The sequence below is a fragment of the Kitasatospora sp. NPDC058048 genome (genome assembly GCF_042885555.1).
Lineage (GTDB): Bacteria > Actinomycetota > Actinomycetes > Streptomycetales > Streptomycetaceae > Kitasatospora > Kitasatospora lactacystinica.
Map to the genome: position 1 here is coordinate 9997 of NZ_JBHVRT010000019.1, position 25908 is coordinate 35904.

Consider the following 25908-nt stretch of genomic DNA (forward strand, 5'->3'; position numbering starts at 1 on the left):
TTTTTTATAACTCCCCGCCGTATTTGGGGGGCCGCCACACCCCCCTCGCCCCGGCCCCCGCCGTTCTGGGCGGCGGGGGCGGGCGGGGGGGGGGGGCCCCCCGGCCCCCCCCGCCCGGACCTGCCCAGCCCCGTGCCGTCAGCCCCGTGCCGTCGGCGACGACGCCGCCGACGACGACGCGCCGTGGATCCGCAGGAAGGCGTCCACACCGGCCGCCGCGATCCGCTCGACCTCCTCGTCCGCCACCGGGAGGGCGCCCCAGAAGGAGCGCTCGGCGATGCCGTGGAAGGTCAGCAGCGTGAACTGCTCGGCGGCCAGCGCGGCGTCCTCGACCGTGAGGAGCCCGCGCTCGGCGAGCGCGGCGAAGTGCTGCGCGAGGTCGCGCTGGGACGCGATCGGCCCGGCCTCCAGCCAGGCCTCCAGGACGTCCGCCGGGATGTTGGCCACTTCGGCCCGGATCGCCCGGCCGAGCGCCCCGTGCTCCCCGGCGGACAGGACGGCGCGGGCCCGCTGGACGGCGAAGTCGATCAGGTCCTGGCGCAGCTCCACCACCCGGTCGAGGTACTTCGCCATCAACTCCCGGATACGTTCGGTCAGTTCCGCCGAGTTCTGCAGGGCCACCGACAGGAAGAGGGTCTCCTTGTCGGCGAAGTGGTTGTAGACCGTCCGCTTGGACACCCCGGCCTCGGCCGCGATCGCGTCCATGCTGGCCCGGACGTATCCCTCGCGCCCGAACACCGTCGTCGCGGCCCGCGTGATCGCCTTGCGCTTCTCCGGCCGCCCCGCTCCGCCCGTCGTCGCCACGGCCCTCTCCTCTTCCGCCGGCGCATCGGCCGACCGCTCAGAAACTACCCGGTGCAGTTTATCCGGGTCGCGGCGGACCCGGACTTGCCGCCGAACACGTGTGCTCTATGCTGCGTACGACTTCTACACCCGTGTAGAGGTGATACGGAAGCGCCTCCCCCGATCACGGGCGGCCGGGCGGGAACCAGTTGGCCGGAAACCGGCGTCCGGAACTGGCAGCGCCACGAACAGAGTTCCGGAACGACGGACGACGGGCCCACGGCCCGGACGAGGACCGGCCCGGGACCGGACGGACCGGACGGTCGGCACGCGGCGCAGGCGCCACCGTGGCGCGCGGAGCACGGGAACACCGGGGTGAGGGCGTGGCGGGGCAACGAGGACGGTCGGCCGACAAGCGGGCGCGCCGACGGGCGGCGGACGGACCCGCCGGACACATACGCCCCCTGCCCGGCGGTCCCGCACTGCCGGTGGCACTCGCCGTCGGACTGCCGCTGGCCGGCGCCGCGGTCGACGAACTCTCCGGCCCCGGGATGGGCCTGGCCTTCGCGGTGGCCGCGGTGCTCGGCACCGGCCTGGCGGCGGCGCTGAGCGGCCGCAACGGCTGGTGGTGGGTGCTCGCCGCCTCGCCGCTGGTCGTCCTGGGGGTGACGGCCGCCGTCGAGCTGGCCGCCCACCGCGACCGGTACCAGGGCAAGGCCCTGGCCACCGGCGCCGCCAAGTGGGTGGTGCACGGCTTTCCCGTGATGGCCGAGGCCGCGGTCGCGGCCGTCGTCGTGATCGCGTTCCGGCTGGTCCGGGCGAGGAGGAGGCAGCATGGCTGACAAGGCCGGAACCGACGGACATACCGCGGCCCGCCGCCCCTCCCCCGTGCTGATCGCGGGCCGGGCAGTGGCCTGCACCGTGGGGTTCGCGGTGTTCGCCGCCAGCGGGGTGGTCTGGTACGAGTACAAGCAGCTCACCGACGGGATGACCACCTCCGGCGTCATCGCCGAGACCAAGAAGGACGCGCCCAAGCACCTCGACAACTCGGTCAACCTGCTGCTGATCGGCCTGGACAGCCGCAAGAACATGGACGGCACGGACCTGCCGCCCGAGTTCGTCCAGGACGAACTGCACGCCGGCCACAGCTCCGACATCGGCGGCTACAACACCAACTCCCTGATCCTGCTGCACATCCCGGCGAACGGCGGCAAGGTGCAGGCCGTCTCGATACCCCGCGACGACTATGTGATGACCTACGGCGCCGACGGCTCCCAGCTGGGCATGGCCAAGATCAAGGAGGCCTACGGCGCGGCCAAGGACAAGGCCGACGCGGGCCTGCGCGCCAAGGGCCTCAAGGGCGCCGACCTGGAGAAGGCCGGCCGGGACATCGGCCGCGCGGCCACCATCCGCACCGTGCAGAAGTTCCTCGACCAGCCCATCGACCACATCGCCGAGGTCAACCTGATGGGCTTCTACGACATCGCCAAGGCCCTCCAGCCGATCGAGGTCTGCCTCACCCACGACACCAGGGACCCGGCCATGGAGGGCCAGGGCTCGGGTGCCGACTTCCACAAGGGCGTCAACAAGCTCAACGCCTCGCAGGCGCTCTCCTTCGTCCGCCAGCGCCACAACCTCGACGGCCCGGACGGCAACTCCGGCGACTTCGCCCGCACCCACCGCCAGCAGGCCTTCATCTCCTCGGTCGTGCACAACCTCAAGCAGAAGGGCGTGATCGGCGACCTCGGCAAGATGCAGGAGCTGATGGGCGTCATGCAGAAGGACCTGGTGATCGACAACGAGTGGAACGTGCTCGACTTCGCCCAGCAGGCCCCCAACCTCACCGGCGGCAACGTCGAGTTCAACACCCTGACCTTCGACGGGTTCGGCACCAGGAACGGCCAGGACGTCAACCTGGTGACCCCGGCGAAGGTCCAGAAGGTGGTCAAGCAGCTCTTCGGCTACGCCGACGCCGCCGCGCCGCCGGCCCCGGCCGACCCGGCCCCGGGGGCGGCCCCCGCACCGGCCCAGCCGACCGCGGCACCGACGCCGACCCCGACCGCGACCTCCGCCAGGCCCGTCACGGTCGACGTCTTCAACGCCTCCTCCGCCGCCGGCGTGACCTCCGCCGCCGAGGCCAAGGCCCTGACGGGCCTGGGCTTCAAAGAGGGCCGCACCGGGTCGGCCGGCACCCGGCCTAAGACCACCACGGTCGTCTACGGCAAGGGCGCCAAGGAGGCCGCCGAGCAGATCGCGGCCCGCTACGGCGTGACGGCCACCGAGTCCGCGAGCGCCGCAGCCGACCACGTCGTCGTCACCCTCGGCACCACCTTCACCGGCGTCGCCGCCGACGAACCCGCCACCCCCGCGGGCAGCGCCCCGGCCGACCCGGCCGCCAATCTGCCCATGCAGGGCCCCGCCGTCGACGCCCAGGCGGACGGCGGCATCCCCTGCGTCTACTGACCCGCCCCGCATCGGCCGTCCGAGGGAGGCTCCCCGCCCGGGGAGCCTCCCTCGGCCGTTCCGGCCCGGAGGGGTCCTCGCGGAAACCCCTGGCGCAATTCTCCGTACTATGTATAGTGTACTGCGTACGGGATAACGCCCGAACGCCGACGAAAGGGTTCTCCGCCTTGCAGATCACCAGGACCGCCGTCTCCCTGACCGTCGAGGACGTCACCACTTCCGCCGCCTTCCTCCAGCGGCACTTCGGCTACACCGAGGAGATGTCGGCCGACGGCTTCGTCTCGCTCGGGCACCCGGGCGGCGGGGTCAACGTCGTCTACCTGCGGCGCGGCCTCGAAGTCCTGCCGGAGGAGCAGCGCCACCGGATCGCGGACGGCGTGATCCTGGCGTTCGTCGTCCAGGACATCGCCGCCGAGGAACGGCGGCTGCGCGCCGAGGGCGTCCCGATCACCCTCCCGCTGCGCGAGGAGCCCTGGGGCGAGAAGCTCTTCCAGGTCACCGACCCGAACGGCGTGCTGGTCGAGCTGGTCGAGTGGGCCGAGCAGTAGACAACGACGAGCGGTGGGCCACGACGCGCGACAGGAAATGACGAGCGACAGGAAATGACGACGGCGCCCCCTGTCCCGGCCGGGACAGGGGGCGCCGCTCGCTCGGACCGGACGGCGGGGCGGTCAGTCCACCGTCCAGGTGTCGTTGCCGGCGAGCAGCGCGGCCAGGTCGCCCTCGCCGCGCTGGGTGGCGGCGGTGGCCAGCTGGTCCGCCATCAGCTCGTCGTAGACCGGCCGTTCGACGCTGCGCAGCACGCCGATCGGGGTGTGGTGCAGAGTGTCCGCGTCGGCGATCCGGGAGAGCGCGAAGGCGGCGGCGGGGCCGGCCGCGTGCGCGTCGTGGACCAGGACGTCCGCCTCGTTCTCCACCGTGACCGGGGCGGTGAACAGCTCGCCGTCCGGCCCCCGGAAGACGCCGTTCGCCAGGTCCGTGCCGAAGCGGACGGGCCGCCCGTGCTCCAGCCGGATCAGCGCCTCGTCCCGGCTGCCGGGGTCCTTCAGCACCTCGAAGGCGCCGTCGTTGAAGATGTTGCAGTTCTGGTAGATCTCCACCAGCGCCGTGCCCCGGTGCTCGGCGGCCGCCCGCAGCACCGACTGGAGGTGCTGGCGGTCCGAGTCGATGGTGCGCGCGACGAAGGTGGCCTCGGCGCCGATCGCCAGCGACAGCGGGTTGAACGGCGCGTCCAGCGAGCCCATCGGGGTGGACTTGGTGATCTTGCCGACCTCGCTGGTCGGTGAGTACTGGCCCTTGGTGAGGCCGTAGATACGGTTGTTGAACAGCAGGATCTTCAGATTGACGTTCCGCCGCAGGGCGTGGATCAGGTGGTTGCCGCCGATCGACAGCGCGTCGCCGTCACCCGTCACCACCCAGACGCTCAGGTCCTGGCGCGCGGTGGCCAGCCCGGTCGCGATCGCCGGCGCCCGGCCGTGGATCGAGTGCACCCCGTAGGTGTTCATGTAGTACGGGAAGCGCGAGGAGCAGCCGATGCCCGAGACGAACACCGTGTTCTCGCGCTTGATGCCCAGCTCCGGCATGAAGGACTGCACCGCCGCCAGGATCGCGTAGTCCCCGCAGCCGGGGCACCAGCGCACCTCCTGGTCGGTCTTGAAGTCCCGGGCGCTCTGCGGCCCTTCGGCCTTGGGCACCAGCTTCAGGGACGGGAAGGCGTGCTCGCTCATCGGTGGTCCTCCTCGTCCAGGGTGCCGATCGCGGCCCACAGCACGTCCGCCAACTGGGCGGCCTTGAACGGCAGCCCGCGCACCTGGTTGTAGGACTCGGCGTCCACCAGGTACTTCGCCCGCAGCAGCAGGGCCAGCTGCCCCAGGTTCATCTCGGGCACGATGATCTTCTCGTAACTCCGCAGCACCGAGCCCAGGTTGGCCGGGAACGGGTTGAGGTTGCGCAGGTGCGTCTGGGCGACCTCGCCGCCGTCCGCGCGCACCCGGCGCACCGCGGCGGTGATCGGCCCGTAGGTCGAACCCCAGCCGATCACCAGCACCCGGGCGTCGCCGGTCGGGTCGTCCACCTCGACCGGCTTCACCGTGATGCCGTCGATCTTGGCCTGCCGGGTGCGGACCATGAAGTCGTGGTTGGCCGGGTCGTAGGAGATGTTGCCGGTGCCGTCCTGCTTCTCGATGCCGCCGATCCGGTGCTCCAGGCCGGGCGTGCCGGGCACCGCCCAGGGCCTGGCCAGCGTCCGCGGATCGCGCAGGTACGGCCAGAAGGCGCCGTCCTCGCGGTTCGGGCCGGTCGCGAACTGCGGGTCGATCTCCGGCAGTTCGTCGACGACGGGGATCCGCCAGGGCTCCGAGCCGTTGGCCAGGTAGCCGTCCGAGAGCAGGAACACCGGGGTGCGGTAGGTGACCGCGATCCGGGCCGCCTCCAGTGCCGCGTCGAAGCACTCCGCGGGCGTGGCCGGGGCGACGATCGGCACCGGCGCCTCGCCGTTGCGGCCGAACATCGCCTGCAGCAGGTCCGCCTGCTCGGTCTTGGTCGGCAGGCCGGTGGACGGGCCGCCGCGCTGGATGTCCACGATCAGCAGCGGCAGTTCGAGCGAAACGGCCAGGCCGATCGCCTCCGACTTCAGCGCGACCCCCGGCCCGGAGGTGGTGGTCACCCCGAGCGCCCCGCCGAAGGCGGCCCCGAGCGCGGCGCCGACGCCGGCGATCTCGTCCTCCGCCTGGAAGGTGCGCACCCCGAAGTTCTTGTGCCGGCTCAGCTCGTGCAGCACGTCCGAGGCCGGGGTGATCGGGTACGAGCCCAGGTACAGCGGCAGGCCGGAGCGCTTCGCCGCGGCGATCAGCCCGTAGGACAGCGCGAGGTTGCCGGAGATGTTGCGGTAGCGCCCGGCCGGGAGCCTGGCCGGCGGCACCTCGTAGGAGACCGCGAAGGACTCCGTGGTCTCGCCGAAGTTCCAGCCCGCCCGGAAGGCGCTGATGTTCGCCTCGGCGATCTGCGGCTTCTTGGCGAACTTGGTGCGCAGGAACGACTCCGTCCCGTGCGTGGGCCGGTGGTACATCCAGGACAGCAGGCCCAGGGCGAACATGTTCTTCGCCCGCTCCGCGTCCTTGCGGGCCAGGCCGCTGTCCTTGAGCGCCTCCAGGGTCAGCGCGGTCAGCGGCACCTTGTGCAGGTGGAAGCCGTCCAGCGAACCGTCGGTCAGCGGGTCCGCCGGGTAACCGACCTTGGCCAGCGCGCGCTTGGTGAACTCGTCGGTGTTGACGATGATCTCGGCGCCGCGCGGCAGGTCCGGCAGGTTCGCCTTCAGGGCGGCCGGGTTCATCGCGACCAGCACGTTCGGGGCGTCGCCCGGGGTCAGGATGTCGTGGTCCGCGAAGTGCAGTTGGAAGGAGGAGACACCCGGCAGGGTGCCGGCGGGCGCCCGGATCTCGGCCGGGAAGTTCGGCAGCGTGGACAGGTCGTTGCCGAAGGACGCCGTCTCCGAGGTGAACCGGTCACCGGTCAGCTGCATGCCGTCACCGGAGTCGCCGGCGAAGCGAATGATCACCCGATCGAGTCTGCGGATGGGCTTGCCCGGCTTCACCGGAGGGCCGCCCGGAGCGGGGGGTCCGGCGGGAGCGGCCGCACCCGAGCGCGCGGCGCCGTTCCCGGCGCGGGCCTCGTCGCCGTCCGGGCCGTCCACTGCCTCTGACTGATCGACCTGACTGGTCACTGCCGCGGACCTCCTCGTGGGCACACCACCGCGGGCGCGGCCCCGTGCCCCGTCCGCCTGGTGCACCTCTCGCATCCTATGCGGGCCGACACGACGGCGGCCGGAACCACGGCAGCAATTTCACCGGCCCGCGGCCATACCGCACGTGAGCAACAACGCCCGCCCGCCGGAGATCATTCCGGCTCGGGCGGGCGGACGCGAGCACCTCGGAGGCGCATGGCCGAGATGCGCTCCCCGGGGGCGCGCCCCCGGGGAGCCCCGGCCACGGAGCGGTGCGTCAGGAGTTGAGGTAGGTGAGCACCGCCAGCACCCGGCGGTGGTCCTCCGAGCTCTGAGCCAGCCCCAGCTTGAGGAAGATGTTGCTGACGTGCTTCTCCACCGCGCCGTCGGAGACCACCAGCTGCCTGGCCACCGCCGCGTTGGTGCGGCCCTCCGCCATCAGCCCGAGCACCTCGCGCTCGCGCGGCGTGAGATTGGCCAGAACGTCGCCCTTGCGGCTGCGGCTGAGGAGCTGCTGCACCACCTCCGGGTCCAGCGCCGTGCCTCCATCGGCGACCCGGACCACCGCGTCGGCGAACTCGCGCACCTCGGCGACCCGGTCCTTGAGCAGGTAGCCGACGCCCCGGGTGGAACCGGCCAGCAGCTCGGAGGCGTAGCGCTCCTCCACGAACTGCGACAGCACCAGCACACCCAGCTGCGGGTAACGGCCGCGCAGCTCCACGCAGGCCCGCAGCCCCTCGTCGGTGTGGCTCGGCGGCATCCGCACGTCGGAGACCACGACGTCCGGCAGGGCGTCGGCCGCCGCCAGCTCGTGGATGGTCTTCACCAGGGCCTCGCCGTCCCCGACCCCGGCGACGACCTCCATGCCTCGATCGGTGAGCAGCCGGGTCAGTCCCTCCCTCAGAAGTACGGAGTCCTCGGCTATGACGACGCGACGCATAACGACCTTCCCGGCAGGCGTGTGCTGACGGGAGTCAGTCTCCCCCATCCCGGAGTCGGTGCGGTGCGTCCCGGCCCGGCCGCACCGCGGCCCGGCCCGGACGAGCCCGGGGGCTCACATGGTGCGGATCGCCACCGCGTCGCAGAGCCCCTCCAGGGCGGCCTTGGCGGCGCAGTCCGGCAGCGGGGCCAGCAGCGCCCTGGCCTCCTCGGCCCGGCGCAGGGTCTCGGCGCGGGCGCGCTCCAGCGCCGGGTGGGCGCGCAGCAGGCGCAGCGCCTCGGCGTGCAGGTCGTCGTCGGAGAGGTCCTGGTCGAGCAGTTCGCGCAGCCGGGCGTCGGCCGGGTCGGCCGGGTCGACGGGCATCTGCTGCAGCAGCAGGGTCGGCAGGGTCGGCACGCCCTCGCGCAGGTCGGTACCGGGGGTCTTGCCGGACTCGTGGCCGTCACTGGCGATGTCGAGCACGTCGTCGGCCAGCTGGAAGGCGATGCCGATCCGCTCGCCGAACTCGCCGAGGGTGTCCACCAGCTCGCGCTCGGCACCGGCCATCAGCGCTCCTATCCGGCAGGAGACGGCGATCAGCGAGCCGGTCTTGCCCTCCAGGACGTCCAGGTAGTGCAGCAGCGGGTCCATGTCCTGACCGGGGCCGCGGGTCTCCAGGATCTGACCGGTCACCAGCCGCTCGAAGGCCTCGGCCTGCATCCGCACGGCCTCCGGGCCGAGGTCGGCGAGCACCTGGGAGGCGCGGGAGAACAGGAAGTCGCCGGTGAGGATCGCGACCGAGTTGTCCCAGCGGGAGTTGGCGCTCGGGGCACCCCGGCGCACCGGCGCCTCGTCCATCACGTCGTCGTGGTACAGCGTGGCCAGGTGGGTCAGCTCGACCACCACGGCGGCGGGCACCACACCGGGCGCCCCCGGGTCGCCGAACTGGGCGGCCAGCAGCAGGAGCAGCGGACGGAAGCGCTTGCCGCCGGCTTCGAGGAGGTGACTGGCGGTGACGGTGATGAACGGGACGTCGCACTTGACGGCCTCGCCGAGCGCCGCCTCCACCGCGTCCAGTCCGGCCTGGACATCCCGGGTCAGGTCGCGGTCCTGCACGCTGAGCCCGAAGGGTTCCACGACGGTCACGAAGACCACTCCTCTGTCCCTGGTCGATCTAGCGGCCTGGTCCCTGAGTGCCGCCGCTGGCCATACAGGCAGGGTATCCGGTCGTGAGTGGATCACTGCACGGGCGTGCGGATCCTGTCATGATCGGGCCTGATGCCCTGGTCAGGGCGGCTGTGCGGGCCGGACGGCGGTGGGGGCGAATTCGGCTGGAAATAAAGGTGGGAGAGTCCTCGGAACTCCCCCGGCCCCGGCCCCCGACAAAGACCCGTCCGGGCCGCGCGGACTGGGCGCGGCCCGGACGGGCCCTGGTCGGAGGCGGTGTGCGCCAGGATCAGCGCACGAACAGCGAGGCCTTGGACGCCAGGTCGAGGAAGTACTGCGGGAGCAGCCCGAGACCCAGTGTCACCAGCACCCCCACCCCGATCGCGGTCGCCGTGAAGGCGCTCGGGATCGCCACCGTGGGGCCGCCCGGCTGCGGGTCCGAGAAGAACATCAGCACGATCACCCGGATGTAGAAGAACGCGGCCACCGCCGAGCTCAGCACACCGACGACCACCAGCGGGGTCGCCCCGCCGCTGGCCGCGGCCTGGAAGACCGCGAACTTCCCGGTGAAACCGGAGGTCAGCGGAATCCCGGCGAAGGCCAGCAGGAACAGCGCGAACACCGCCGCCACCAGCGGCGAGCGCCGCCCGAGCCCGGCCCAGCTGGACAGGTGGGTCGCCTCGCCCTTGGAGTCGCGCACCAGGGTGACCACGGCGAACGCGCCGAGCGTCACGAAGGAGTACGACAACAGGTAGAACAGCACCGAGGAGATGCCCTGCTTGTTGACGGCGATCACGCCGGTCAGGATGAACCCGGCGTGCGCGATCGAGGAGTACGCCAGCAGGCGCTTGACGTCCTGCTGGGTCACCGCGAGCACCGCGCCCACCACCATGGTCAGGATCGCCACGCCCCACATCACCGGCCGCCAGTCCAGCCGCAGGCCCGGGAAGGCCACGTAGAACAGCCGCAGGAAGGCCCCGAACGCCGCGACCTTGGTGGCCGCCGCCATGAAGCCGGTCACCGGGGTCGGCGCACCCTGGTAGACGTCCGGGGTCCAGGAGTGGAAGGGGACCGCGGCGACCTTGAACAGCAGGCCGACCGCGAGCATCGCCAGGCCGGTCAGCACCAGCGCGTCGCTCTGGGTGGTGCTCAGCTGCGCGGGGGTGGTCATCGCCTTGCCGGAGATGACGTCCCCGATGTCCCCGAGCTTCACGCTGCCCGCGTAGCCGTACAGCAGCGCGGTGCCGAAGAGGAAGAACGCCGAGGCGAAGGCGCCGAGCAGGAAGTACTTGACCGCCGCCTCCTGGGAGAGCAGCCGGCGGCGCCGGGCCAGCGCGCACAGCAGGTACAGCGGCAGCGAGAAGACCTCCAGCGCCACGAACATGGTCAGCAGGTCGTTGGCGGCGGGGAACAGCAGCATGCCGCCGACCGCGAACAGGGTGAGCGGGAAGACCTCGGTGGTCGCGAAGCCGGCCCGGACCGCCGCCCGCTCCTGCTCGCCGCCGGGGGTGGCGGCGGCCTGGGCGGCGAAGGCGTCGGCGGGCAGGCCGCCGGCCTTCGGCTCCAGCCTGCGCTCGGCGTAGGTGAGCACCGCGACCACGGAGGCCAGCAGGATCACGCCCTGGAGGAACAGCGCCGGGCCGTCCATCGCGACGGACTCCATGGCCAGCAGGTCGATCCGGGTGAAGCCGTGGCTCTGCACGGCCAGCACCACCACGGCGACGAAGGCGCCGACCAGCCCGGCCAGCGCGAGCGTCACCTGGGTCCAGTGCCGGTACCGGCGGGGCACGAAGGCCTCCACCAGGACACCGGCCACGGCGGCGGCGAACACCACGAGCATCGGCGAGAGCTGGCCGTACTCGATGTGCGGCGCCGGAATGCTGGGGGTGTTGCCGCCCGCGGCGGCGAGCATCGCGGTGGCGCTCACTTCTGCTCACCTCCTGAGGTGGCGGCGACCGGGTGGGCCGGCGCCGGGTCGGTCTGGTGGATCTGCGACAGCGTCGCGTTCACCGAGGGGTTGACCAGGTCGGTGAGCGGCTTGGGGTAGACGCCGAGCAGGATGGTCAGCGCCACCAGCGGGCCGACCACGGCGAGTTCCCGGGCCTTGAGGTCGGGCATCGTGCGCACCCCCTCCTTCACCGGGCCGGTCATGGTGCGCTGGTACAGCAGCAGGGCGTACAGCGCGGCCAGCACGATGCCGAAGGTGGCCACGACGCCGATCGCCGGGTAGCGGGTGAAGGTGCCCACGAGCACCAGGAACTCGCTGACGAAGGGGGCGAGCCCGGGCAGCGACAGGGTGGCCAGGCTGCCGATCAGGAACGTCCCGGCGAGCACCGGGGCGACCTTCTGCACACCGCCGTAGTCGGCGATCAGCCGCGAACCGCGACGGGAGATCAGGAAGCCGGCCACCAGCATCCACGCCGCCGTGGACAGGCCGTGGTTGACCATGTAGAGGGTGGCGCCGCTCTGGCCCTGGCTGGTCAGGGCGAAGATGCCCATGATGATGAAGCCGAAGTGCGAGATCGAGGCGTACGCCACCAGGCGCTTGATGTCCTTCTGCCCGACCGCCAGCAGCGCGCCGTAGACGATCCCGATCAGCGCGAGGACCAGGATCGCCGGGGCGAAGGTCTTCGAGGCGTCCGGGAACAGCCCGAGGCAGAAGCGCAGCATCGCGAAGGTGCCGACCTTGTCCACCACGGCGGTGATCAGCACCGCGGTCCCGGCGGTGGACTCGCCCATCGCGTTCGGCAGCCAGGTGTGCAGCGGCCACAGCGGGGCCTTCACCGCGAAGGCGAAGAAGAAGCCCAGGAACAGCGCCTTCTCGGCGGTGCCGGTCAGCTGGAGCCGGCCGTCGGCGATCGCCGAGGTCAGCGTCGGCAGGTCGAAGGTGCCGAAGCCCTGGTCCTGCGCGATCACGTACAGGCCGATCACGGCCGCCAGCATCACCAGGCCGCCGAGCAGGTTGTAGAGCAGGAACTTCACGGCCGCGTAGGAGCGCTGACGCGCCGACTCGGGGCCGCCCGCCCGGTCGCCGAAGCCGCCGATCAGGAAGTACATCGGGATCAGCATGGCTTCGAAGAACACGTAGAAGACGAAGACGTCGGTGGCGTAGAAGGAGACGACCACCATCGCCTCCACCGCCAGGATCAGGGCGAAGAACCCCTGGGTCCTCCTCCTGTTCTCGAAGGTGCCGTCGGGACCGGCCGGCCCCGGATCGGCGTCGTGCCAGGAGGCGAGGATCACCAACGGCACGAGGACGGCGGTGAGCAGGGCGAGCACCGCGCCGATGCCGTCCACGCCGAGCGAGAAGGTGATACCGAAGGAGCGGATCCAGCTGTACGACTCGTTCAGCTGGAAGCGGGCGCCCTGCGGGTCGAACCGGGTCGCCACCACGGCGGCCAGCACCAGGGTGACGACCGAGACGCCCAGCGCGACGGCCTTGGTGTTGCGGCGCCGGCTCTCGGAGGACCCGGCGGGCAGCGCCGCGGTCAGCACCGCGCCGGCCGCCGGCACGGCGCATGTAGCGGTCAGGAGGACGCTCATGCGCCCACCTCGCCGCGCCCGGCAGGGGCGTCCGTCCGCGCGCACCGCTTGGCGGTTCGTTCGCTGCGCTCACTCATGGCCTGCCCTCCCAACGGATATCAGGACGAGTCATCACGTGGACCTCATCAGGAGAGTCGTGGCGACCAGCACCAGCGTGCCGCCGAACATGGAGAGCGCGTAGGAGCGGACGTAGCCGTTCTGGATCCGCCGCAGCCGGCCGGAGAGCCCGCCGATCGCGGCGGCCAGGCCGTTGACCACGCCGTCCAGGCCGCGGCTGTCGAAGAAGACCAGCGCCGCGGCCAGCGCCGAGCCCGGCCGCACCAGCACCGCGTGGTTGAAGTCGTCCTGCAGCAGGTCCCGGCGGGCGGCCCGGGTGAGCGGGGAGCCGACCGGCGGCACCACCGGGACCGGCGAGCGCCCGTACATCAGGTAGGCGAGGCCGACGCCGGCCAGCATGCAGGCCGTGGTCAGCAGGGTGACGGTCAGCGGGGCGAGCGGGGAGTTGCCCTCCTCGTGCCCGGTGACCGGCTCCAGCCACTTCAGGAAGGAGTCGTTGAAGGCGAACAGCCCGCCCGCGAACACCGAGCCGAAGGCCAGCAGGACCATCGGGATCGTCATGGTCCTGGGCGACTCGTGCGGGTGCGGCAGGTCGCCCTCCCCCGCGGCGGAGCCGCCGGTGCCACCGGCCGGCTGCCAGCGCTTCTCGCCGAAGAAGGTCAGCACCATCACCCGGGTCATGTAGAACGCGGTGATCGCCGCGCCGACCAGCGTGCACAGCCCGAGGATCCAGCCCTCGGTGCCGCCCTTGGCGAAGGCCGCCTCGATGATCTTGTCCTTGGAGAAGAAGCCGGACAGGCCCGGGAAGCCGATGATCGCCAGGTACCCGAGGCCGAAGGTGACGAAGGTGACCGGCATGTACTTCCGCAGGCCGCCGTAGTGACGCATGTTCACCTCGTCGTTCATGCCGTGCATGACCGACCCGGCGCCGAGGAACAGCCCGGCCTTGAAGAAGCCGTGGGTCACCAGGTGCATGATCGCGAAGACGTAGCCGATCGGACCGAGCCCGGCCGCCAGCACCATGTAGCCGATCTGCGACATGGTCGAGCCGGCCAGCGCCTTCTTGATGTCGTCCTTGGCGCAACCGACGATCGCACCGAACAGCAGCGTGACCGCGCCGACCACCACCACGGCGGTCTGCGCGTCCGGCGCCAGGTCGAAGATCGCCGAGGAACGGGTGATCAGGTAGACGCCCGCGGTCACCATGGTGGCCGCGTGGATCAGCGCCGACACCGGGGTCGGGCCCTCCATCGCGTCCCCCAGCCAGGACTGCAGCGGCACCTGGGCCGACTTGCCGCAGGCCGCCAGCAGCAGCATCAGGCCGATCGCCGTCAGCTTGCCCTCGCTCGCCTCGTGCGCACCGCCGAAGACGGGGCCGAAGGCGAAGGAGCCGAACTCCGCGAACATCAGCATGATCGCGACGGACAGGCCGATGTCGCCGACCCGGTTGACGATGAAGGCCTTCTTCGCCGCCGTCGCCGCGCTCGGCTTGTGCTGCCAGAAGCCGATCAGGAGGTACGAGGCCAGGCCCACGCCCTCCCAGCCGAAGTACAGCAGCAGGTAGTTGTCCGCGACCACCAGCAGCAGCATGGCGGCCAGGAACAGGTTCAGGTACGCGAAGAAGCGGCGCCGGCGCTCGTCGTGCGCCATGTAGCCCACCGAGTAGAGGTGGATCAGCGTGCCGACGCCGGTGATCAGCAGGACGAAGGTCATCGACAGCTGGTCGAGCAGGAAGGAGAAGTCGGCCTGGAAGCCGTTCACCGGGATCCAGCTGAACAGGTGCACGGTGAGCGCCCGGTGCTCGGCGTCACGGCCGAGCATGTCCGAGAACAGGGCCAGGCCGAAGCCGAACGAGAGCGCCGCGAGCGCGGTGGCCAGCCAGTGGCCGTAGCGGTCCAGCACCCGGCCGCCGAGCAGCAGCAGGGCGGCACCGGCCAGTGGAGCCGCCACCAGCAGCGGAATGAGAGAGTTCACCGAAGGTCCTCCGCCTACAGCTTCATCAGGTTGCTGTCGTCGACCGAAGCGGAGTGCCTGGTCCGGAAGATGGAGACGATGATGGCGAGGCCGACCACGACCTCGGCCGCCGCCACCACCATCGTGAAGAACGCGATGATCTGGCCGTCCAGGGTCCCGTGCAGCCGGGAGAAGGTCACCAGGGCGAGGTTCGAGGCGTTCAGCATCAGCTCCACGCACATGAACAGCACGATCGCGTTGCGCCGGATCAGCACCCCGGCCGCGCCGATGGTGAACAACAGGGCCGACAGGTAGAGGTAGTTGACCGGGTTCACTCCGCGCCCTCCTCGCCGGCCGGGTGCTTCACGTTGTTCGCCGGCACCGGCTCGCCGTTCGCCGGCACCGGCTCCAGCGACTTGCGCGGGGCCGTCACCGCCGGCCGCTCCGAGGACGGACGGCCCAACCAGTCCGCCGTGCTGTTCTCCAGCTCCGCCATCCGCTGCAGCATCGCCTGGCTGACGTCCCGGACCTGGCCGCGCTCGCGCAGCGTCGCCATCACCGAGTCCTCGGCGATCGTGCCGTCCGGCAGCAGCGCCGGGACGTCCACCGCGTTGTGCCGCGCGTACACGCCCGGCGCCGGCAGCGGCGGCAGCTGGATGTTGTCCATGATCCGCTGCGCCGCCAGCTCGCGCTGCGTCTTCGGCGCCTTCACGTGCTCCCGGTGGGTCAGCACCATCGCGCCGATCGCCGCGGTGATCAGCAGCGCGCCGGTGACCTCGAAGGCCCACACGTACCGGGTGAAGATCAGCCGGGCCAGGCCCGGCACGTTGCCCTCGGCGTTCGCCTCGGACAACCCGGTGAAGTGGTCCAGCTTCGCGTTGGCGATCCCGGCGATCAACAGCACGCCGAAGCCCAGCCCGCACAGCGCCGCGGCGAACCGCTGGCCCTTCAGCTGCTCCTTCAGCGAATCCTCGCTGGTGACACCGACCAGCATCACCACGAACAGGAAAAGCATCATGATCGCGCCGGTGTAGACCACGATCTGCACCACGCCCAGGAACACCGCACCCTGGGCCATGTAACAGACCGCCAGCGCCAGCATGGTGGCCGCCAGGCAGAGCGCGCTGTGCACGGCCTTGCGCATCAGCACCATGCCGAGCGCGCCGCCGACCGCGATCACCGCGAGCACCCAGAACTGGACGGCCTCACCCGTCGAGGTCGTCCCGGTCGCTTCCGCCAGCCGCGCGATCACTGCTGCACCTCCCGATCCCGGTCGGTGCGCTCCTGCTGGACCGTGCCCGGCGCCGCCGCGGTGATCTCGCCCCGGTAGTACGCGCCCTCGTCGGTGCCGGGGAAGATCGCGTGCGGGGTGTCGACCATGCCCTCGGACAGGCCCACCAGCAGCTGCTCCTTGGTGAAGATCAGGTCCCGCCGGGAGGAGTCGGCCAGCTCGTACTCGTTGGTCATGGTCAGCGCCCGGGTCGGGCAGGCCTCGATGCACAGCCCGCACAGGATGCAGCGGGCGTAGTTGATCTGGTACACCACGCCGTAGCGCTCACCCGGGGAGTAGCGCTCCTCGTCCCGGTTGTCCGCGCCCTCCACGTAGATCGCGTCGGCCGGGCAGGCCCACGCGCACAGCTCGCAGCCGACGCACTTCTCCAGGCCGTCCGGGTGCCGGTTCAGCTGGTGGCGGCCGTGGAAGCGCGGAGCGGTGGGCTTCTTCTGCTCCGGGTACTGCTCGGTGAGCCGCTTCTTGAACATGGCCTTGAAGGTCACGCCGAAGCCGGCGGCCGGGCCGAGGATCGACGGACGGTCGGCCCGTTCGGGGCGGCCCGTACGATCGGACTGGTCGGACATCTCGGTTCAGCTCCCTTCGGAATGGTCGGCCCCGTTGAGGGCGTCCTGGAGTTGCTTCGGGGCGCGGCTGCGCCGGCGCGGCACCGGCGGGAGCGCCTGCCCGGGCAGCGGCGGGACCGGATAGCCGCCCGCCATCGGGTCGAAATCGGCCTTGGGCGGGGTGACTTCGGGTTCCGGCTGCTTCCTCAGGAAGTCCCGCAGCAGCGCCAGCAGCAGGATCACGCCGACCGGCGCGCCCACGTACAGCACCACCTCGCCGAAGTCGTAGCCCTCGTTGCGCAGCGCCCGCACGCTCGCGATCAGCACCAGCCACACCAGCGAGACCGGGATCAGTACCTTCCAGCCCAGCTTCATGAACTGGTCGTAGCGGAACCGGGGCAGCGTGCCGCGCAGCCAGATGAAGAAGAACAGCAGCAACTGGATCTTCAGCGTGATCCACAGCATCGGCCACCAACCGTGGTTGGCGCCCTCCCAGAACGTCGACACCGGCCACGGGGCCCGCCAGCCGCCCAGGAAGAGGGTCGAGGCCACCGCCGAGACCGTCACCATGTTCACGTACTCGGCCAGCATGAACATCGCGAACTTCAGCGAGGAGTACTCGGTGTTGAAGCCGCCGACCAACTCGCCCTCGGCCTCCGGGAGGTCGAACGGCGCCCGGTTGGTCTCGCCGACCATCGCGATGATGTAGACGATGAACGACACCGGCAGCAGCGCCGCGAACCAGGTCGGCTGCTGGTGCGCCACGATCTCCGAGGTCGACATCGAACCCGAGTAGATGAACACCGCCGCGAAGGACAGGCCCATCGCGATCTCGTAGCTGATCATCTGCGCGGACGAGCGCAGCCCGCCCAGCAGCGGGTACGTCGAACCCGAGGACCAGCCCGCCAGCACGATGCCGTAGATGCCCACCGCGGCCGTCGCCAGGACGTACAGCAACGCCACCGGGAAGTCCGTCAGCTGGAGCGGCGTGCGGGTGCCGAAGATCGACACCTCGTTGCCGGCCGGGCCGAACGGGATCACCGCGAAGGCCATGAACGCGGGGATGGCGCAGACGATCGGGGCCAGGATGTAGACCACCTTGTCCGAGCCCTTGACCACCAGGTCTTCCTTCAGCGCCAGCTTCACGCCGTCCGCCAGCGACTGCAGCATGCCCCACGGGCCGTGCCGGTTGGGCCCGATGCGCAACTGCATCCAGGCCACCACCTTGCGCTCCCAGACGATCGCGATCAGCACCGTCAGGACCAGGAAGGCGAAGCAGAACACCGCCTTCAGCAGCACCAGCCACCACGGGTCCTGCCCGAAGAAGTGGAGCGTCTCGTACGGCTGCGGAGTCATCGGTCCTCCCCTTCTCCCGCGGTCCCGTCCACGGTCGAACCGGCCTGGGCCTGCGCCCGGGCCGACTCGTCCGGTTCCTGCTCGTCCTGCGCCGCCCCGTCCTGTGTTGCCGGGCCGGGATCGGGCTGGGCCTGGGCCTCGGCTGCGGGCTCGGCCGCGGCCTCGGGCTCGGGCTCGGGCTCCGCCTCGGCCGCGGCGATCGTGACCAGGTGGCCGACGGAGGCGCCGAGCGCGCGCGGGGCACCGCCCGGAGTGGAGCCGAGCGGGACCCAGACCGTGCGGTCCGGGATCGAGTCGGTGACCTCCAGCGGCAGGGTCAGCGATCCGGCCGGGCCGGTCAGCCGCAGGGCCCCGGCCGCCTCCGCGCCGATCTCCTTGGCCGTCTCCGCCGAGATCCGGGCCACCGCCCGGTGCCGGGTGCCCGCCAGGTGCGGATCCCCCTGCTGCAGCGCGCCGTTGTCCAGCAGCAGGCGCCAACCCGCCAGCACCGCCTGGCCCGCGGCCGGCCGGGGCAGCGGGCCGGGGTGGGCCGCCGGGTCGGCCGTGCGCTCGCCCTCCCAGGGGGCGAAGCGGTCCAGCTCCAGCCGGGCCGCCCGGACGTCCGGCAGTCCCAGCCGCCCGCCCAGCGCGTCCGCCAGCATGCTCAGCACCCGCAGGTCCGGCTGGAGGTGACGGCCCATCTGCTGGTCCGGCTTGAGCGCGGCCTCGAACATCCGCACCCGGCCCTCCCAGTCCAGGAAGGTGCCGGCCTTCTCCACCGCCGCGGCCACCGGCAGCACCACGTCGGCGCGCGCCGTCACCGCCGAGGGCCGCAGCTCCAGCGACACCAGGAACGGCACCGCCGCCAGCGCCTCGTCGGCCAGCGCGGGGTCCGGCAGGTCGTCCGGGTCCACGCCGCCGACCAGCAGCGCGTCCAGCTCTCCGGCCACGACCGCCGTCAGGATCCCGTCGGTGTCCCGGCCCGGCCGGGACGGCAGCTCGGCCCCGCCCCACAGCTCGGCCGCCTCCGCCCGGGCCGCCGCGGCGGCCACCGGACGGCCGCCGGGCAGCAGGCCCGGCAGCGCGCCCGCCTCCACGGCCCCGCGCTCACCGGCCCGGCGCGGCACCCAGGCGAGCCTGGCGCCGGTCGCGTGCGCCAGGCGCAGCACCGCCGTCGGCCCGCCCGGGACCGCGGCCAGCCGCTCGCCCACCAGGATCACCGCACCCGGGGCGCGCAGCAGTTCCGCCGCCCGGCCCGCGTCGTCGTTCAGCGGCTCGTCCGCCGCCAGCGCCGCGAACCACTCCGGCTCGGTGCCGGGGGCGGCCGGCAGCAGCGCGCCGCGCAGCTTCGCCAGGCCCCGGGAACCGAACGCGGCCACCGAGAACACCTTCAGGCCCGTCGCCCTGGTCGCCTTGCGCAACCGCAGGAAGACGATCGGCGACTCCTCCTCCGGCTCGAAGCCCGCCAGCAGCACCGCCGGCGCCCGGTCGAGGTCCTCGTACGCCACGCCGGCGCCGTTCACGTCGACGCCCCGCCCGGCCACCGCCGCGGCCAGGAAGTCCGCCTCCTCACCGCTGTGCGGGCGGGCCCGGAAGTCCACGTCGTTGGTGCCGAGCACCACCCGCGCGAACTTCCCGTACGCGTAGGCGTCCTCGACCGTCACCCGGCCGCCGGCCAGCACCCCGGTCCGGGCCCCGCGCAGCCCCTCGGCCGCCCGGGCCAGCGCCTCCGGCCAGGAGGCCGGAACCAGCTCGCCGTCCACCCGCACCAGCGGGGTGGTCAGCCGGTCGCGCTGCTGGGCGTAGCGGAAGGCGAAGCGGCCCTTGTCGCAGTTCCACTCCTCGTTCACCGCCGGGTCCTCGCCCGCCAGCCGGCGCAGCACCTTGCCGCGCCGGTGGTCGGTGCGCTGCGCGCAGCCCGAGGCGCAGTGCTCGCACACGCTCGGCGAGGAGACCAGGTCGAAGGGGCGCGAGCGGAACCGGTACGCCGCCGAGGTCAGCGCGCCCACCGGGCAGATCTGGATGGTGTTCCCGGAGAAGTACGACTCGAAGTCGTCGCCCTCGCCGGTGCCGACCTGCTGCAGTGCCCCGCGCTCCACCAGGTCGATGAACGGGTCCCCGGCGATCTGCTGCGAGAAGCGGGTGCAGCGCGCGCACAGCACGCAGCGCTCGCGGTCCAGCAGCACCTGGCTGCTGATCGGCACCGGCTTCTCGTAGGTGCGCTTCATCCCCTCGAAGCGGGAGTCGGCGGCGCCGCTGGTCATCGCCTGGTTCTGCAGCGGGCACTCGCCGCCCTTGTCGCAGACCGGGCAGTCCAGCGGGTGGTTGATGAGCAGCAGCTCCATCACGCCGCGCTGGGCCTTCTCGGCCACCGGCGAGCTGAGCTGGGTGCGCACCACCATGCCCTCGGCCACCGGAACAGTGCAGGAGGCGACCGGCTTGCGCTGGCCCTCGATCTCGACGATGCACTGGCGGCAGGCGCCGGCCGGATCGAGCAGCGGGTGGTCGCAGAAGCGCGGGATCTGGGTGCCGATGGTCTCGGCGGCCCGGATCACCAACGTTCCCTTGGGGACCCGCACTTCGACGCCGTCGATGGTGAGCGTGACCAGTTCGACCGCGGTCTCGGAGGCGGTTGGCTCTGTGATCGTCACGCGTGCACCTCCCTTTCGGTGGCGGACTGGTGGCCGGGGCGGGGGCCGTCGGCCCAGACGGTGGAGGCGGCCGGGTCGAACGGGCAGCGGCGCTCGGCCAGGTGCTGCTCGTACTCGGCCCGGAAGTGCTGGAGCGAGGAGACGATCGGGCTGGCCGCGCCGTCGCCCAGGGCGCAGAAGGACTTGCCGTTGATGTTGTCGGCGATGTCGAGGAGCTTCTCCAGGTCCCCGTCGACGCCCTCGCCCGCCTCGATCCGCTGGAGCAGCTGGACCAGCCAGTAGGTGCCCTCGCGGCAGGGGGTGCACTTGCCGCAGGACTCGTGGGCGTAGAACTCCGTCCAGCGGGTGACGGCCCGCACCACGCAGGTGGTCTCGTCGAAGACCTGGAGCGCCTTGGTGCCGAGCATCGAGCCGGCCGCGCCGACGCCCTCGTAGTCCAGCGGGACGTCGAGGTGCTCGTCGGTGAACATCGGGGTGGAGGAGCCGCCCGGGGTCCAGAACTTCAGCCGGTGCCCGGGGCGGATGCCGCCGCTGAGGTCGAGCAGCTGGCGCAGCGTGATGCCGAGCGGGGCCTCGTACTGGCCGGGGTTGGTGACGTGGCCGGAGAGCGAGTAGAGCGTGAAGCCGGGGGACTTCTCGGTGCCCAGGGCCTTGAACCACTCCTTGCCGCGGGACAGGATCGGCGGCACCGAGGCGATCGACTCGACGTTGTTGACCACCGTCGGGCAGGCGTACAGGCCGGCGATCGCCGGGAACGGGGGCCGCAGCCTCGGCTGGCCGCGGCGGCCCTCCAGCGAGTCCAGCAGCGCCGTCTCCTCGCCGCAGATGTAGGCGCCGGCCCCGGCGTGCACGGTGATGTCGAGGTCGACCCCCGAGCCGAGGATGTTCCGGCCCAGCAGCCCGGCCCCGTACGCCTCGGCGACGGCCGCGTGCAGCCGGCGCAGCACCGGGACGACCTCGCCGCGCAGGTAGATGAAGGCGTGGTCGCAGCGGATCGCGTAGGAGGCGATGATCATGCCCTCGATCAGCACGTGCGGGTTGGCGAACAGCAGCGGGATGTCCTTGCAGGTGCCCGGCTCGGACTCGTCGGCGTTGACCACCAGGTAGTGCGGCTTGCCGTCGTTCTGCGGGATGAACTGCCACTTCATGCCGGTCGGGAAGCCGGCGCCGCCGCGGCCGCGCAGGCCGGCCTCCTTGACCAGGGCGATCACGTCGTCCGGCGGCATGGCGAGGGCCGCCTTGAGGCCCTCGTAGCCGTGGTGGCGGCGGTAGGTGTCGAGCGTCCAGGGGCGACTGTCGTCCCAGGAGTCGGACAGGACCGGGGTGAGCAGCTTCTCGGCCGGCTCGGCGGAGGTCATCACGCTTCGCTCCCTTCCTGGCCCTTGCCCGCCTGGCCGTTGTTCGTCTGGCTGTTGCTCGCCTGGGGGTTGCTTGCCTGGCCGTTGCCCGCCGGGCCGTTGCTTGCCTGGCCGTTGCTTGCCTGGCCGTTGTTCGCCGGGCCGTTGCCCTCGTGGCGGGGGGACGCGGGGCGGGGCGAGACCACCTTGGTGCCGGCGGTGCCGGGCAGCGCCTCGCCGCGGGCCAGCCGCAGACCGGCCAGGGACGGCGCGCCGCCGGCCCCGGACTCGTCGTTGGCGCCCGGGCGCTCGTCCGGGAAACCGGCCAGGATCCGGGCGGTCTCCTTGAAGCCGCACAGCCGGGCACCGCGGGTGGGCCGGACCTCACGGCCGGCACGCAGGTCGTCGACCAGCTGCCGGGCGCTCTCCGGGGTCTGGTTGTCGAAGAACTCCCAGTTGACCATCACCACGGGCGCGTAGTCGCAGGCCGCGTTGCACTCGATGTGCTCGATCGAGACCTCGCCGTCCTCGGTGGTCTCGTTGTTGCGGACACCCAGGTGCTCCTGGAGCTCGGCGAAGATCTGGTCGCCGCCGAGCACCGCGCACAGGGTGTTGGTGCAGACCCCGACGTGGTACTTCCCGGCCGGGCGGCGCCGGTACATGGTGTAGAAGGTCGCGACCGCGGTGACCTCGGCGGTGGTGAGGTCCAGCTGTTCGGCGCAGAAGCGGATCCCGGTCGGGCTGACGAAGCCCTCCTCGGCCTGCACCAGGTGCAGCAGCGGCAGCAGCGCCGAGCGGGGCTGCGGGTAGCGGGCGATCAGCTCGGCGGCATCGGCGGCCAGCCTGGCGTACACCTCCTCGGGGTACGGTGCGGCCGGCAGTGCCGGCAGTCCGAGTTCGACGTTGGTCACCGGTCCACGCCTCCCATCACCGGGTCGATCCCGGCCACCGCGACGATCACGTCGGCCACCTGGCCGCCCTCGCACATCGCCGCCATCGTCTGCAGATTGGTGAACGACGGATCCCGGAAATGGACCCGGTACGGGCGCGTCCCGCCGTCGCTGACCACGTGCACGCCCAGCTCGCCCTTGGGCGACTCGACCGCCACGTACGCCTGGCCGACCGGGACCCGGAAGCCCTCGGTGACCAGCTTGAAGTGGTGGATCAGGGCCTCCATCGAGGTGCCCATGATCTTGCGGATGTGGTCGAGGGAGTTGCCCAGCCCGTCCGGGCCGACGGCCAGTTGGGCGGGCCAGGCGATCTTCTTGTCGGCCACCATGACCGGGCCCGGACGCAGCCGGTCCAGGCACTGCTCGACGATCCGCAGCGACTGCTTCATCTCCTCCAGGCGGATCAGGAAGCGGCCGTAGGAGTCGGCGCTGTCGGCGATCGCGACCTCGAAGTCGTAGTCCTGGTAGCCGCAGTACGGATCGGTCTTGCGCAGGTCGTGCGGCAGGCCGGTGGCGCGCAGGATCGGGCCGGTGGCACCGAGGGCCAGACAGCCGGGCAGGTCCAGGAAGCCGACGTCGACCAGGCGGGCCTTGAACACCGGGTTGCCGGTGGCGAGTTTGTCGTACTCGTGCATCCGGGAGCGGAAGACCTTGACCGCCTCGCGGATCTGGTCGACGGCGCCGGGCGGCAGGTCCTGGGCGAGGCCGCCGGGGCGCACGTACGCGTGGTTCATGCGCAGACCGGTGACCAGCTCGAAGACGTCCAGGATCAGCTCGCGGTCCCGGAAGCCGTAGATCATCAGGGTGGTGGAGCCGATCTCCATCCCGCCGGTGGCCAGGCAGACCAGGTGCGAGGCGATCCGGTTGAGCTCCATCATCATCACGCGGATGACGTTGGCGCGGTCCGGGACGTCGCCGGTGATGCCGAGCAGCTTCTCGACCGCCAGGCAGTAGGCGGTCTCGTTGAACAGCGGGGTCAGGTAGTCCATGCGGGTCACGAAGGTGGTGCCCTGGACCCAGCTTCGGAACTCCATGTTCTTCTCGATGCCGGTGTGGAGGTAGCCGATGCCGCAGCGGGCCTCCTTCACCGTCTCGCCGTCGATCTCCAGGATCAGCCGCAGCACGCCGTGGGTGGACGGGTGCTGGGGGCCCATGTTGACGATGATGCGCTCGTCGTCGGCCCGGCCGACCGCCTCGACCACCTCGCCCCAGTCACCGCCGGTGACGGTGAAGACCCGGCCCTCGGTGGTATCGCGGGCGTCCGCTTCCTCGGTCTCTCCAAAGTGCTGGGTGTTCATCAGCTGTACGACCTCCGCTGGTCGGGAGCCGGGATCTGGGCGCCCTTGTACTCGACGGGGATGCCGCCGAGCGGGTAGTCCTTGCGCTGCGGGTGGCCCAGCCAGTCGTCCGGCATCATGATCCGGGTGAGCGCGGGGTGGCCCTCGAAGACCAGGCCGAAGAAGTCGTAGGCCTCGCGCTCGTGCCAGTCGTTGGTCGGGTAGACGCTCACCACGGAGGGGATGCGCGGGTCCGCGTCGGGCGCGGTGACCTCCAGCCGGATCAGCCGGCCGTGGGTGATCGAGCGCAGGTGGTAGACCGCGTGCAGCTCGCGGCCCTTGTCGCCGGGGTAGTGCACGCCGCTCACGCCCAGGCACAGTTCGAAGCGCAGCGCCGGGTCGTCGCGGAGGATGCGGGCGGTCCCCAGCAGGTGGTCGCGGTCGATGTGGAAGGTGAGCTCGCCGCGGTCGACCACGGTCCTCTCGATCACCTCGACCGGGTCCAGGCCCTGCTCCTCCAGGGCGCCCTCCAGCTCGTCGGCGACCTCGTCGAACCAACCGCCGTACGGGCGTTCGCTCGGACCGGGCAGCACGATCGGGGCGGCCAGACCGCCGAAGCCGGAGGTGTCGCCGCTGCCCTTGGCACCGAACATGCCCTGGCGGCGGCCGACCACCTCGACCGGGATCTCGCGGACCGGCTGCTCGCGGCGGGTCTCGGGTACCTGGTCGTTCATCGCAGCTGCCCCCGCATCTCGCTGATCGGGGTGGCCTTCAGGGCGAGCGCCTCACCGAGTTCCTCGGCCCGGCGCCTGTTCACGCCCAGCGGCTCGTGCTGGATCTTGTCGTGCAGCTTCAGGATGGCGTCCATCAGCATCTCCGGACGGGGCGGACAGCCGGGCAGGTAGATGTCCACCGGGACGATGTGGTCGACGCCCTGGACGATCGCGTAGTTGTTGAACATCCCGCCGGACGAGGCGCAGACACCCATCGAGATGACCCACTTGGGGTTGGGCATCTGGTCGTACACCTGGCGCAGCACCGGGGCCATCTTCTGGCTCACCCGCCCCGCCACGATCATCAGATCGGCCTGCCGGGGGGAGCCCCGGAAGACCTCCATGCCGAACCGGGCCAGGTCGTAGCGGCCCGCCCCGGTGGTCATCATCTCGATCGCGCAGCAGGCCAGACCGAAGGTGGCCGGGAAGAGTGACGCCTTGCGCACCCAGCCGGCGGCCGTCTCCACCGTCGTGAGCAGAAAGCCGCTCGGCAGCTTCTCCTCGATTCCCATCAGATCCCTCTCAATGCCCTCGAGTCCGCTGATACGTGGGCCGGTTCTGGCTTGTCCGCTCGTTCACAAGCGGGCGCGCAGCCGGCGGACGGGTGGGGTCGCCACCCCGCGCTCGGACCACCCCGCGCTCAGTCCCACTCCAGGCCGCCGCGCCGCCACACGTAGGCGTACGCGACGAAAACGGTGGCGATGAACAGGAGCATCTCGACCAGCCCGAAGATCCCCAGGGCGTCGAAGGTCACCGCCCAGGGGTAGAGGAAGACGATCTCGATGTCGAAGACGATGAAGAGCATCGCCGTCAGGTAGTACTTGATCGGGAACCGACCGCCGCCCACGGGCTGCGGTGTCGGCTCGATGCCGCACTCGTACGCCTCCAACTTGGCCCGGTTGTAGCGCTTGGGGCCGGTGAGTGAGGCCATCACGACGGAGCCGACCGCGAACGCCGCCGCGATGGCACCGAGTACGAGGATCGGCGCGTAGGCATTCATAGCCCCCGCTCCCTCCGTCCAGTCGTCCTTGACTGCAGATCGGAACCGGCGGGTCACACAGAGGTGAACCCGCGTTCCAGTTCCCGAGATCCACCTCATGTGAGGCAGTTCACAAAGCCTGGAACGAGCGCATCCTATGCCCG

At 71.4% G+C, this 25908-nt stretch carries 21 protein-coding genes and 1 pseudogene; 3 read left to right on the top strand and 19 right to left on the bottom strand.

Annotated features, from left to right (window positions below; all coding sequences use genetic code 11):
* Nucleotides 1-138: 138 nt before the first annotated feature.
* Entirely contained in the window at nt 139-804 is a 666-nt protein-coding gene (locus ACFVVA_RS20880; protein ID WP_387691471.1) for a TetR/AcrR family transcriptional regulator, read from the bottom strand.
* A 467-nt stretch (nt 805-1271) separates the two neighbouring features.
* Here ACFVVA_RS20880 and ACFVVA_RS20885 point away from each other — a divergent pair, with 467 nt between their 5' ends.
* The 3 genes from ACFVVA_RS20885 to ACFVVA_RS20895 all read left to right on the top strand — a co-directional run bounded on the left by ACFVVA_RS20885 (nt 1272) and on the right by ACFVVA_RS20895 (nt 3794).
* Entirely contained in the window at nt 1272-1625 is a 354-nt protein-coding gene (locus ACFVVA_RS20885; protein ID WP_387691473.1) for a DUF6542 domain-containing protein, read from the top strand.
* Nucleotides 1618-3246, top strand: a complete 1629-nt coding sequence (locus ACFVVA_RS20890; RefSeq protein ID WP_387691475.1) for an LCP family protein — start codon at nt 1618-1620, stop codon at nt 3244-3246. The genes ACFVVA_RS20885 and ACFVVA_RS20890 overlap by 8 nt, the downstream gene beginning before the upstream one ends.
* A gap of 167 nt (nt 3247-3413) precedes the next feature.
* Nucleotides 3414-3794 (top strand): VOC family protein, encoded by a 381-nt coding sequence (locus ACFVVA_RS20895; protein WP_387691477.1) that lies wholly within the window; start codon nt 3414-3416, stop codon nt 3792-3794.
* Between the two features lie 123 nt (nt 3795-3917).
* On the opposite strand, the gene ACFVVA_RS20900 is transcribed toward ACFVVA_RS20895, so the two are convergent.
* The 18 genes and pseudogenes from ACFVVA_RS20900 to ACFVVA_RS20985 form a co-directional block, all read right to left on the bottom strand.
* Nucleotides 3918-4973 carry a 2-oxoacid:ferredoxin oxidoreductase subunit beta gene (locus ACFVVA_RS20900; protein WP_387691479.1) on the bottom strand — a complete coding sequence of 352 codons (1056 nt, stop codon included), beginning with the start codon at nt 4971-4973 and terminating at the stop codon, nt 3918-3920.
* Nucleotides 4970-6838, bottom strand: coding sequence for a 2-oxoacid:acceptor oxidoreductase subunit alpha (locus ACFVVA_RS20905; RefSeq protein WP_387691661.1), 1869 nt, complete (start codon nt 6836-6838; stop codon nt 4970-4972). The genes ACFVVA_RS20900 and ACFVVA_RS20905 overlap by 4 nt, the downstream gene beginning before the upstream one ends.
* A gap of 406 nt (nt 6839-7244) precedes the next feature.
* Nucleotides 7245-7907, bottom strand: coding sequence for a response regulator transcription factor (locus tag ACFVVA_RS20910; protein ID WP_359902278.1), 663 nt, complete (start codon nt 7905-7907; stop codon nt 7245-7247).
* A 114-nt stretch (nt 7908-8021) separates the two neighbouring features.
* Entirely contained in the window at nt 8022-9032 is a 1011-nt protein-coding gene (locus ACFVVA_RS20915) for a polyprenyl synthetase family protein (protein ID WP_359902275.1), read from the bottom strand.
* A 310-nt stretch (nt 9033-9342) separates the two neighbouring features.
* Complete coding sequence (gene nuoN, locus ACFVVA_RS20920; RefSeq protein ID WP_380351898.1) at nt 9343-10965, bottom strand: NADH-quinone oxidoreductase subunit NuoN; 1623 nt, start codon at nt 10963-10965, stop codon at nt 9343-9345.
* Between the two features lie 11 nt (nt 10966-10976).
* Nucleotides 10977-12596, bottom strand: coding sequence for an NADH-quinone oxidoreductase subunit M (locus tag ACFVVA_RS20925; protein WP_387691482.1), 1620 nt, complete (start codon nt 12594-12596; stop codon nt 10977-10979).
* A gap of 111 nt (nt 12597-12707) precedes the next feature.
* Nucleotides 12708-14627 (bottom strand): NADH-quinone oxidoreductase subunit L, encoded by a 1920-nt coding sequence (gene nuoL / locus ACFVVA_RS20930; protein WP_387691484.1) that lies wholly within the window; start codon nt 14625-14627, stop codon nt 12708-12710.
* 14 nt (nt 14628-14641) lie between these two features.
* Entirely contained in the window at nt 14642-14941 is a 300-nt protein-coding gene (gene nuoK / locus ACFVVA_RS20935; RefSeq protein ID WP_195911268.1) for an NADH-quinone oxidoreductase subunit NuoK, read from the bottom strand.
* A complete protein-coding gene (locus tag ACFVVA_RS20940; protein WP_359902331.1) occupies nt 14938-15855 on the bottom strand; it encodes an NADH-quinone oxidoreductase subunit J in 918 nt (305 codons plus the stop codon). Before ACFVVA_RS20940 ends, nuoK begins: the two co-directional genes overlap by 4 nt.
* Nucleotides 15855-16463, bottom strand: coding sequence for an NADH-quinone oxidoreductase subunit NuoI (gene nuoI, locus ACFVVA_RS20945; protein ID WP_359902267.1), 609 nt, complete (start codon nt 16461-16463; stop codon nt 15855-15857). Before nuoI ends, ACFVVA_RS20940 begins: the two co-directional genes overlap by 1 nt.
* A gap of 6 nt (nt 16464-16469) precedes the next feature.
* Nucleotides 16470-17798, bottom strand: coding sequence for an NADH-quinone oxidoreductase subunit NuoH (gene nuoH / locus ACFVVA_RS20950; protein WP_387691487.1), 1329 nt, complete (start codon nt 17796-17798; stop codon nt 16470-16472).
* Nucleotides 17799-17986: 188 nt separating this feature from the next.
* A pseudogene (locus ACFVVA_RS20955) lies at nt 17987-20428 on the bottom strand (NADH-quinone oxidoreductase subunit G); the annotation flags it as partial.
* Complete coding sequence (gene nuoF / locus ACFVVA_RS20960) at nt 20425-21786, bottom strand: NADH-quinone oxidoreductase subunit NuoF (protein WP_387691489.1); 1362 nt, start codon at nt 21784-21786, stop codon at nt 20425-20427. The gene nuoF and the pseudogene ACFVVA_RS20955, both read right to left, overlap by 4 nt.
* Nucleotides 21786-22676 carry an NADH-quinone oxidoreductase subunit NuoE gene (gene nuoE, locus ACFVVA_RS20965; RefSeq protein WP_387691490.1) on the bottom strand — a complete coding sequence of 297 codons (891 nt, stop codon included), beginning with the start codon at nt 22674-22676 and terminating at the stop codon, nt 21786-21788. Before nuoE ends, nuoF begins: the two co-directional genes overlap by 1 nt.
* Nucleotides 22673-24013: an NADH-quinone oxidoreductase subunit D gene (locus ACFVVA_RS20970; RefSeq protein ID WP_387691491.1), complete on the bottom strand. Its 1341-nt coding sequence runs from the start codon at nt 24011-24013 to the stop codon at nt 22673-22675. Before ACFVVA_RS20970 ends, nuoE begins: the two co-directional genes overlap by 4 nt.
* On the bottom strand, nt 24013-24726 hold the full coding sequence (locus ACFVVA_RS20975; RefSeq protein WP_387691492.1) for an NADH-quinone oxidoreductase subunit C: 714 nt from the start codon (nt 24724-24726) through the stop codon (nt 24013-24015). Before ACFVVA_RS20975 ends, ACFVVA_RS20970 begins: the two co-directional genes overlap by 1 nt.
* Entirely contained in the window at nt 24723-25277 is a 555-nt protein-coding gene (locus ACFVVA_RS20980) for an NADH-quinone oxidoreductase subunit B family protein (RefSeq protein ID WP_074005520.1), read from the bottom strand. Before ACFVVA_RS20980 ends, ACFVVA_RS20975 begins: the two co-directional genes overlap by 4 nt.
* A gap of 128 nt (nt 25278-25405) precedes the next feature.
* The gene (locus tag ACFVVA_RS20985; RefSeq protein ID WP_030060100.1) at nt 25406-25765 is read right to left on the bottom strand and encodes an NADH-quinone oxidoreductase subunit A; all 360 of its coding nucleotides are present in this window, start codon (nt 25763-25765) and stop codon (nt 25406-25408) included.
* Between the last annotated feature and the right edge of the window lie 143 nt (nt 25766-25908).

Coding starts and splice junctions, on each gene's coding strand:
- ACFVVA_RS20890 (WP_387691475.1), top strand. CDS start 1,618: ATGGCTGACAAGGCCGGAACCGACGGACATACCGCGGCCCGCCGCCCC.
- ACFVVA_RS20900 (WP_387691479.1), bottom strand. CDS start 4,973: ATGAGCGAGCACGCCTTCCCGTCCCTGAAGCTGGTGCCCAAGGCCGAA.
- ACFVVA_RS20910 (WP_359902278.1), bottom strand. CDS start 7,907: ATGCGTCGCGTCGTCATAGCCGAGGACTCCGTACTTCTGAGGGAGGGA.
- nuoN (WP_380351898.1), bottom strand. CDS start 10,965: ATGCTCGCCGCCGCGGGCGGCAACACCCCCAGCATTCCGGCGCCGCAC.
- ACFVVA_RS20925 (WP_387691482.1), bottom strand. CDS start 12,596: ATGAGCGTCCTCCTGACCGCTACATGCGCCGTGCCGGCGGCCGGCGCG.
- nuoI (WP_359902267.1), bottom strand. CDS start 16,463: ATGTCCGACCAGTCCGATCGTACGGGCCGCCCCGAACGGGCCGACCGT.
- nuoH (WP_387691487.1), bottom strand. CDS start 17,798: ATGACTCCGCAGCCGTACGAGACGCTCCACTTCTTCGGGCAGGACCCG.
- nuoF (WP_387691489.1), bottom strand. CDS start 21,786: ATGACCTCCGCCGAGCCGGCCGAGAAGCTGCTCACCCCGGTCCTGTCC.
- ACFVVA_RS20970 (WP_387691491.1), bottom strand. CDS start 24,013: ATGAACACCCAGCACTTTGGAGAGACCGAGGAAGCGGACGCCCGCGAT.
- ACFVVA_RS20975 (WP_387691492.1), bottom strand. CDS start 24,726: ATGAACGACCAGGTACCCGAGACCCGCCGCGAGCAGCCGGTCCGCGAG.
- ACFVVA_RS20980 (WP_074005520.1), bottom strand. CDS start 25,277: ATGGGAATCGAGGAGAAGCTGCCGAGCGGCTTTCTGCTCACGACGGTG.
- ACFVVA_RS20985 (WP_030060100.1), bottom strand. CDS start 25,765: ATGAATGCCTACGCGCCGATCCTCGTACTCGGTGCCATCGCGGCGGCG.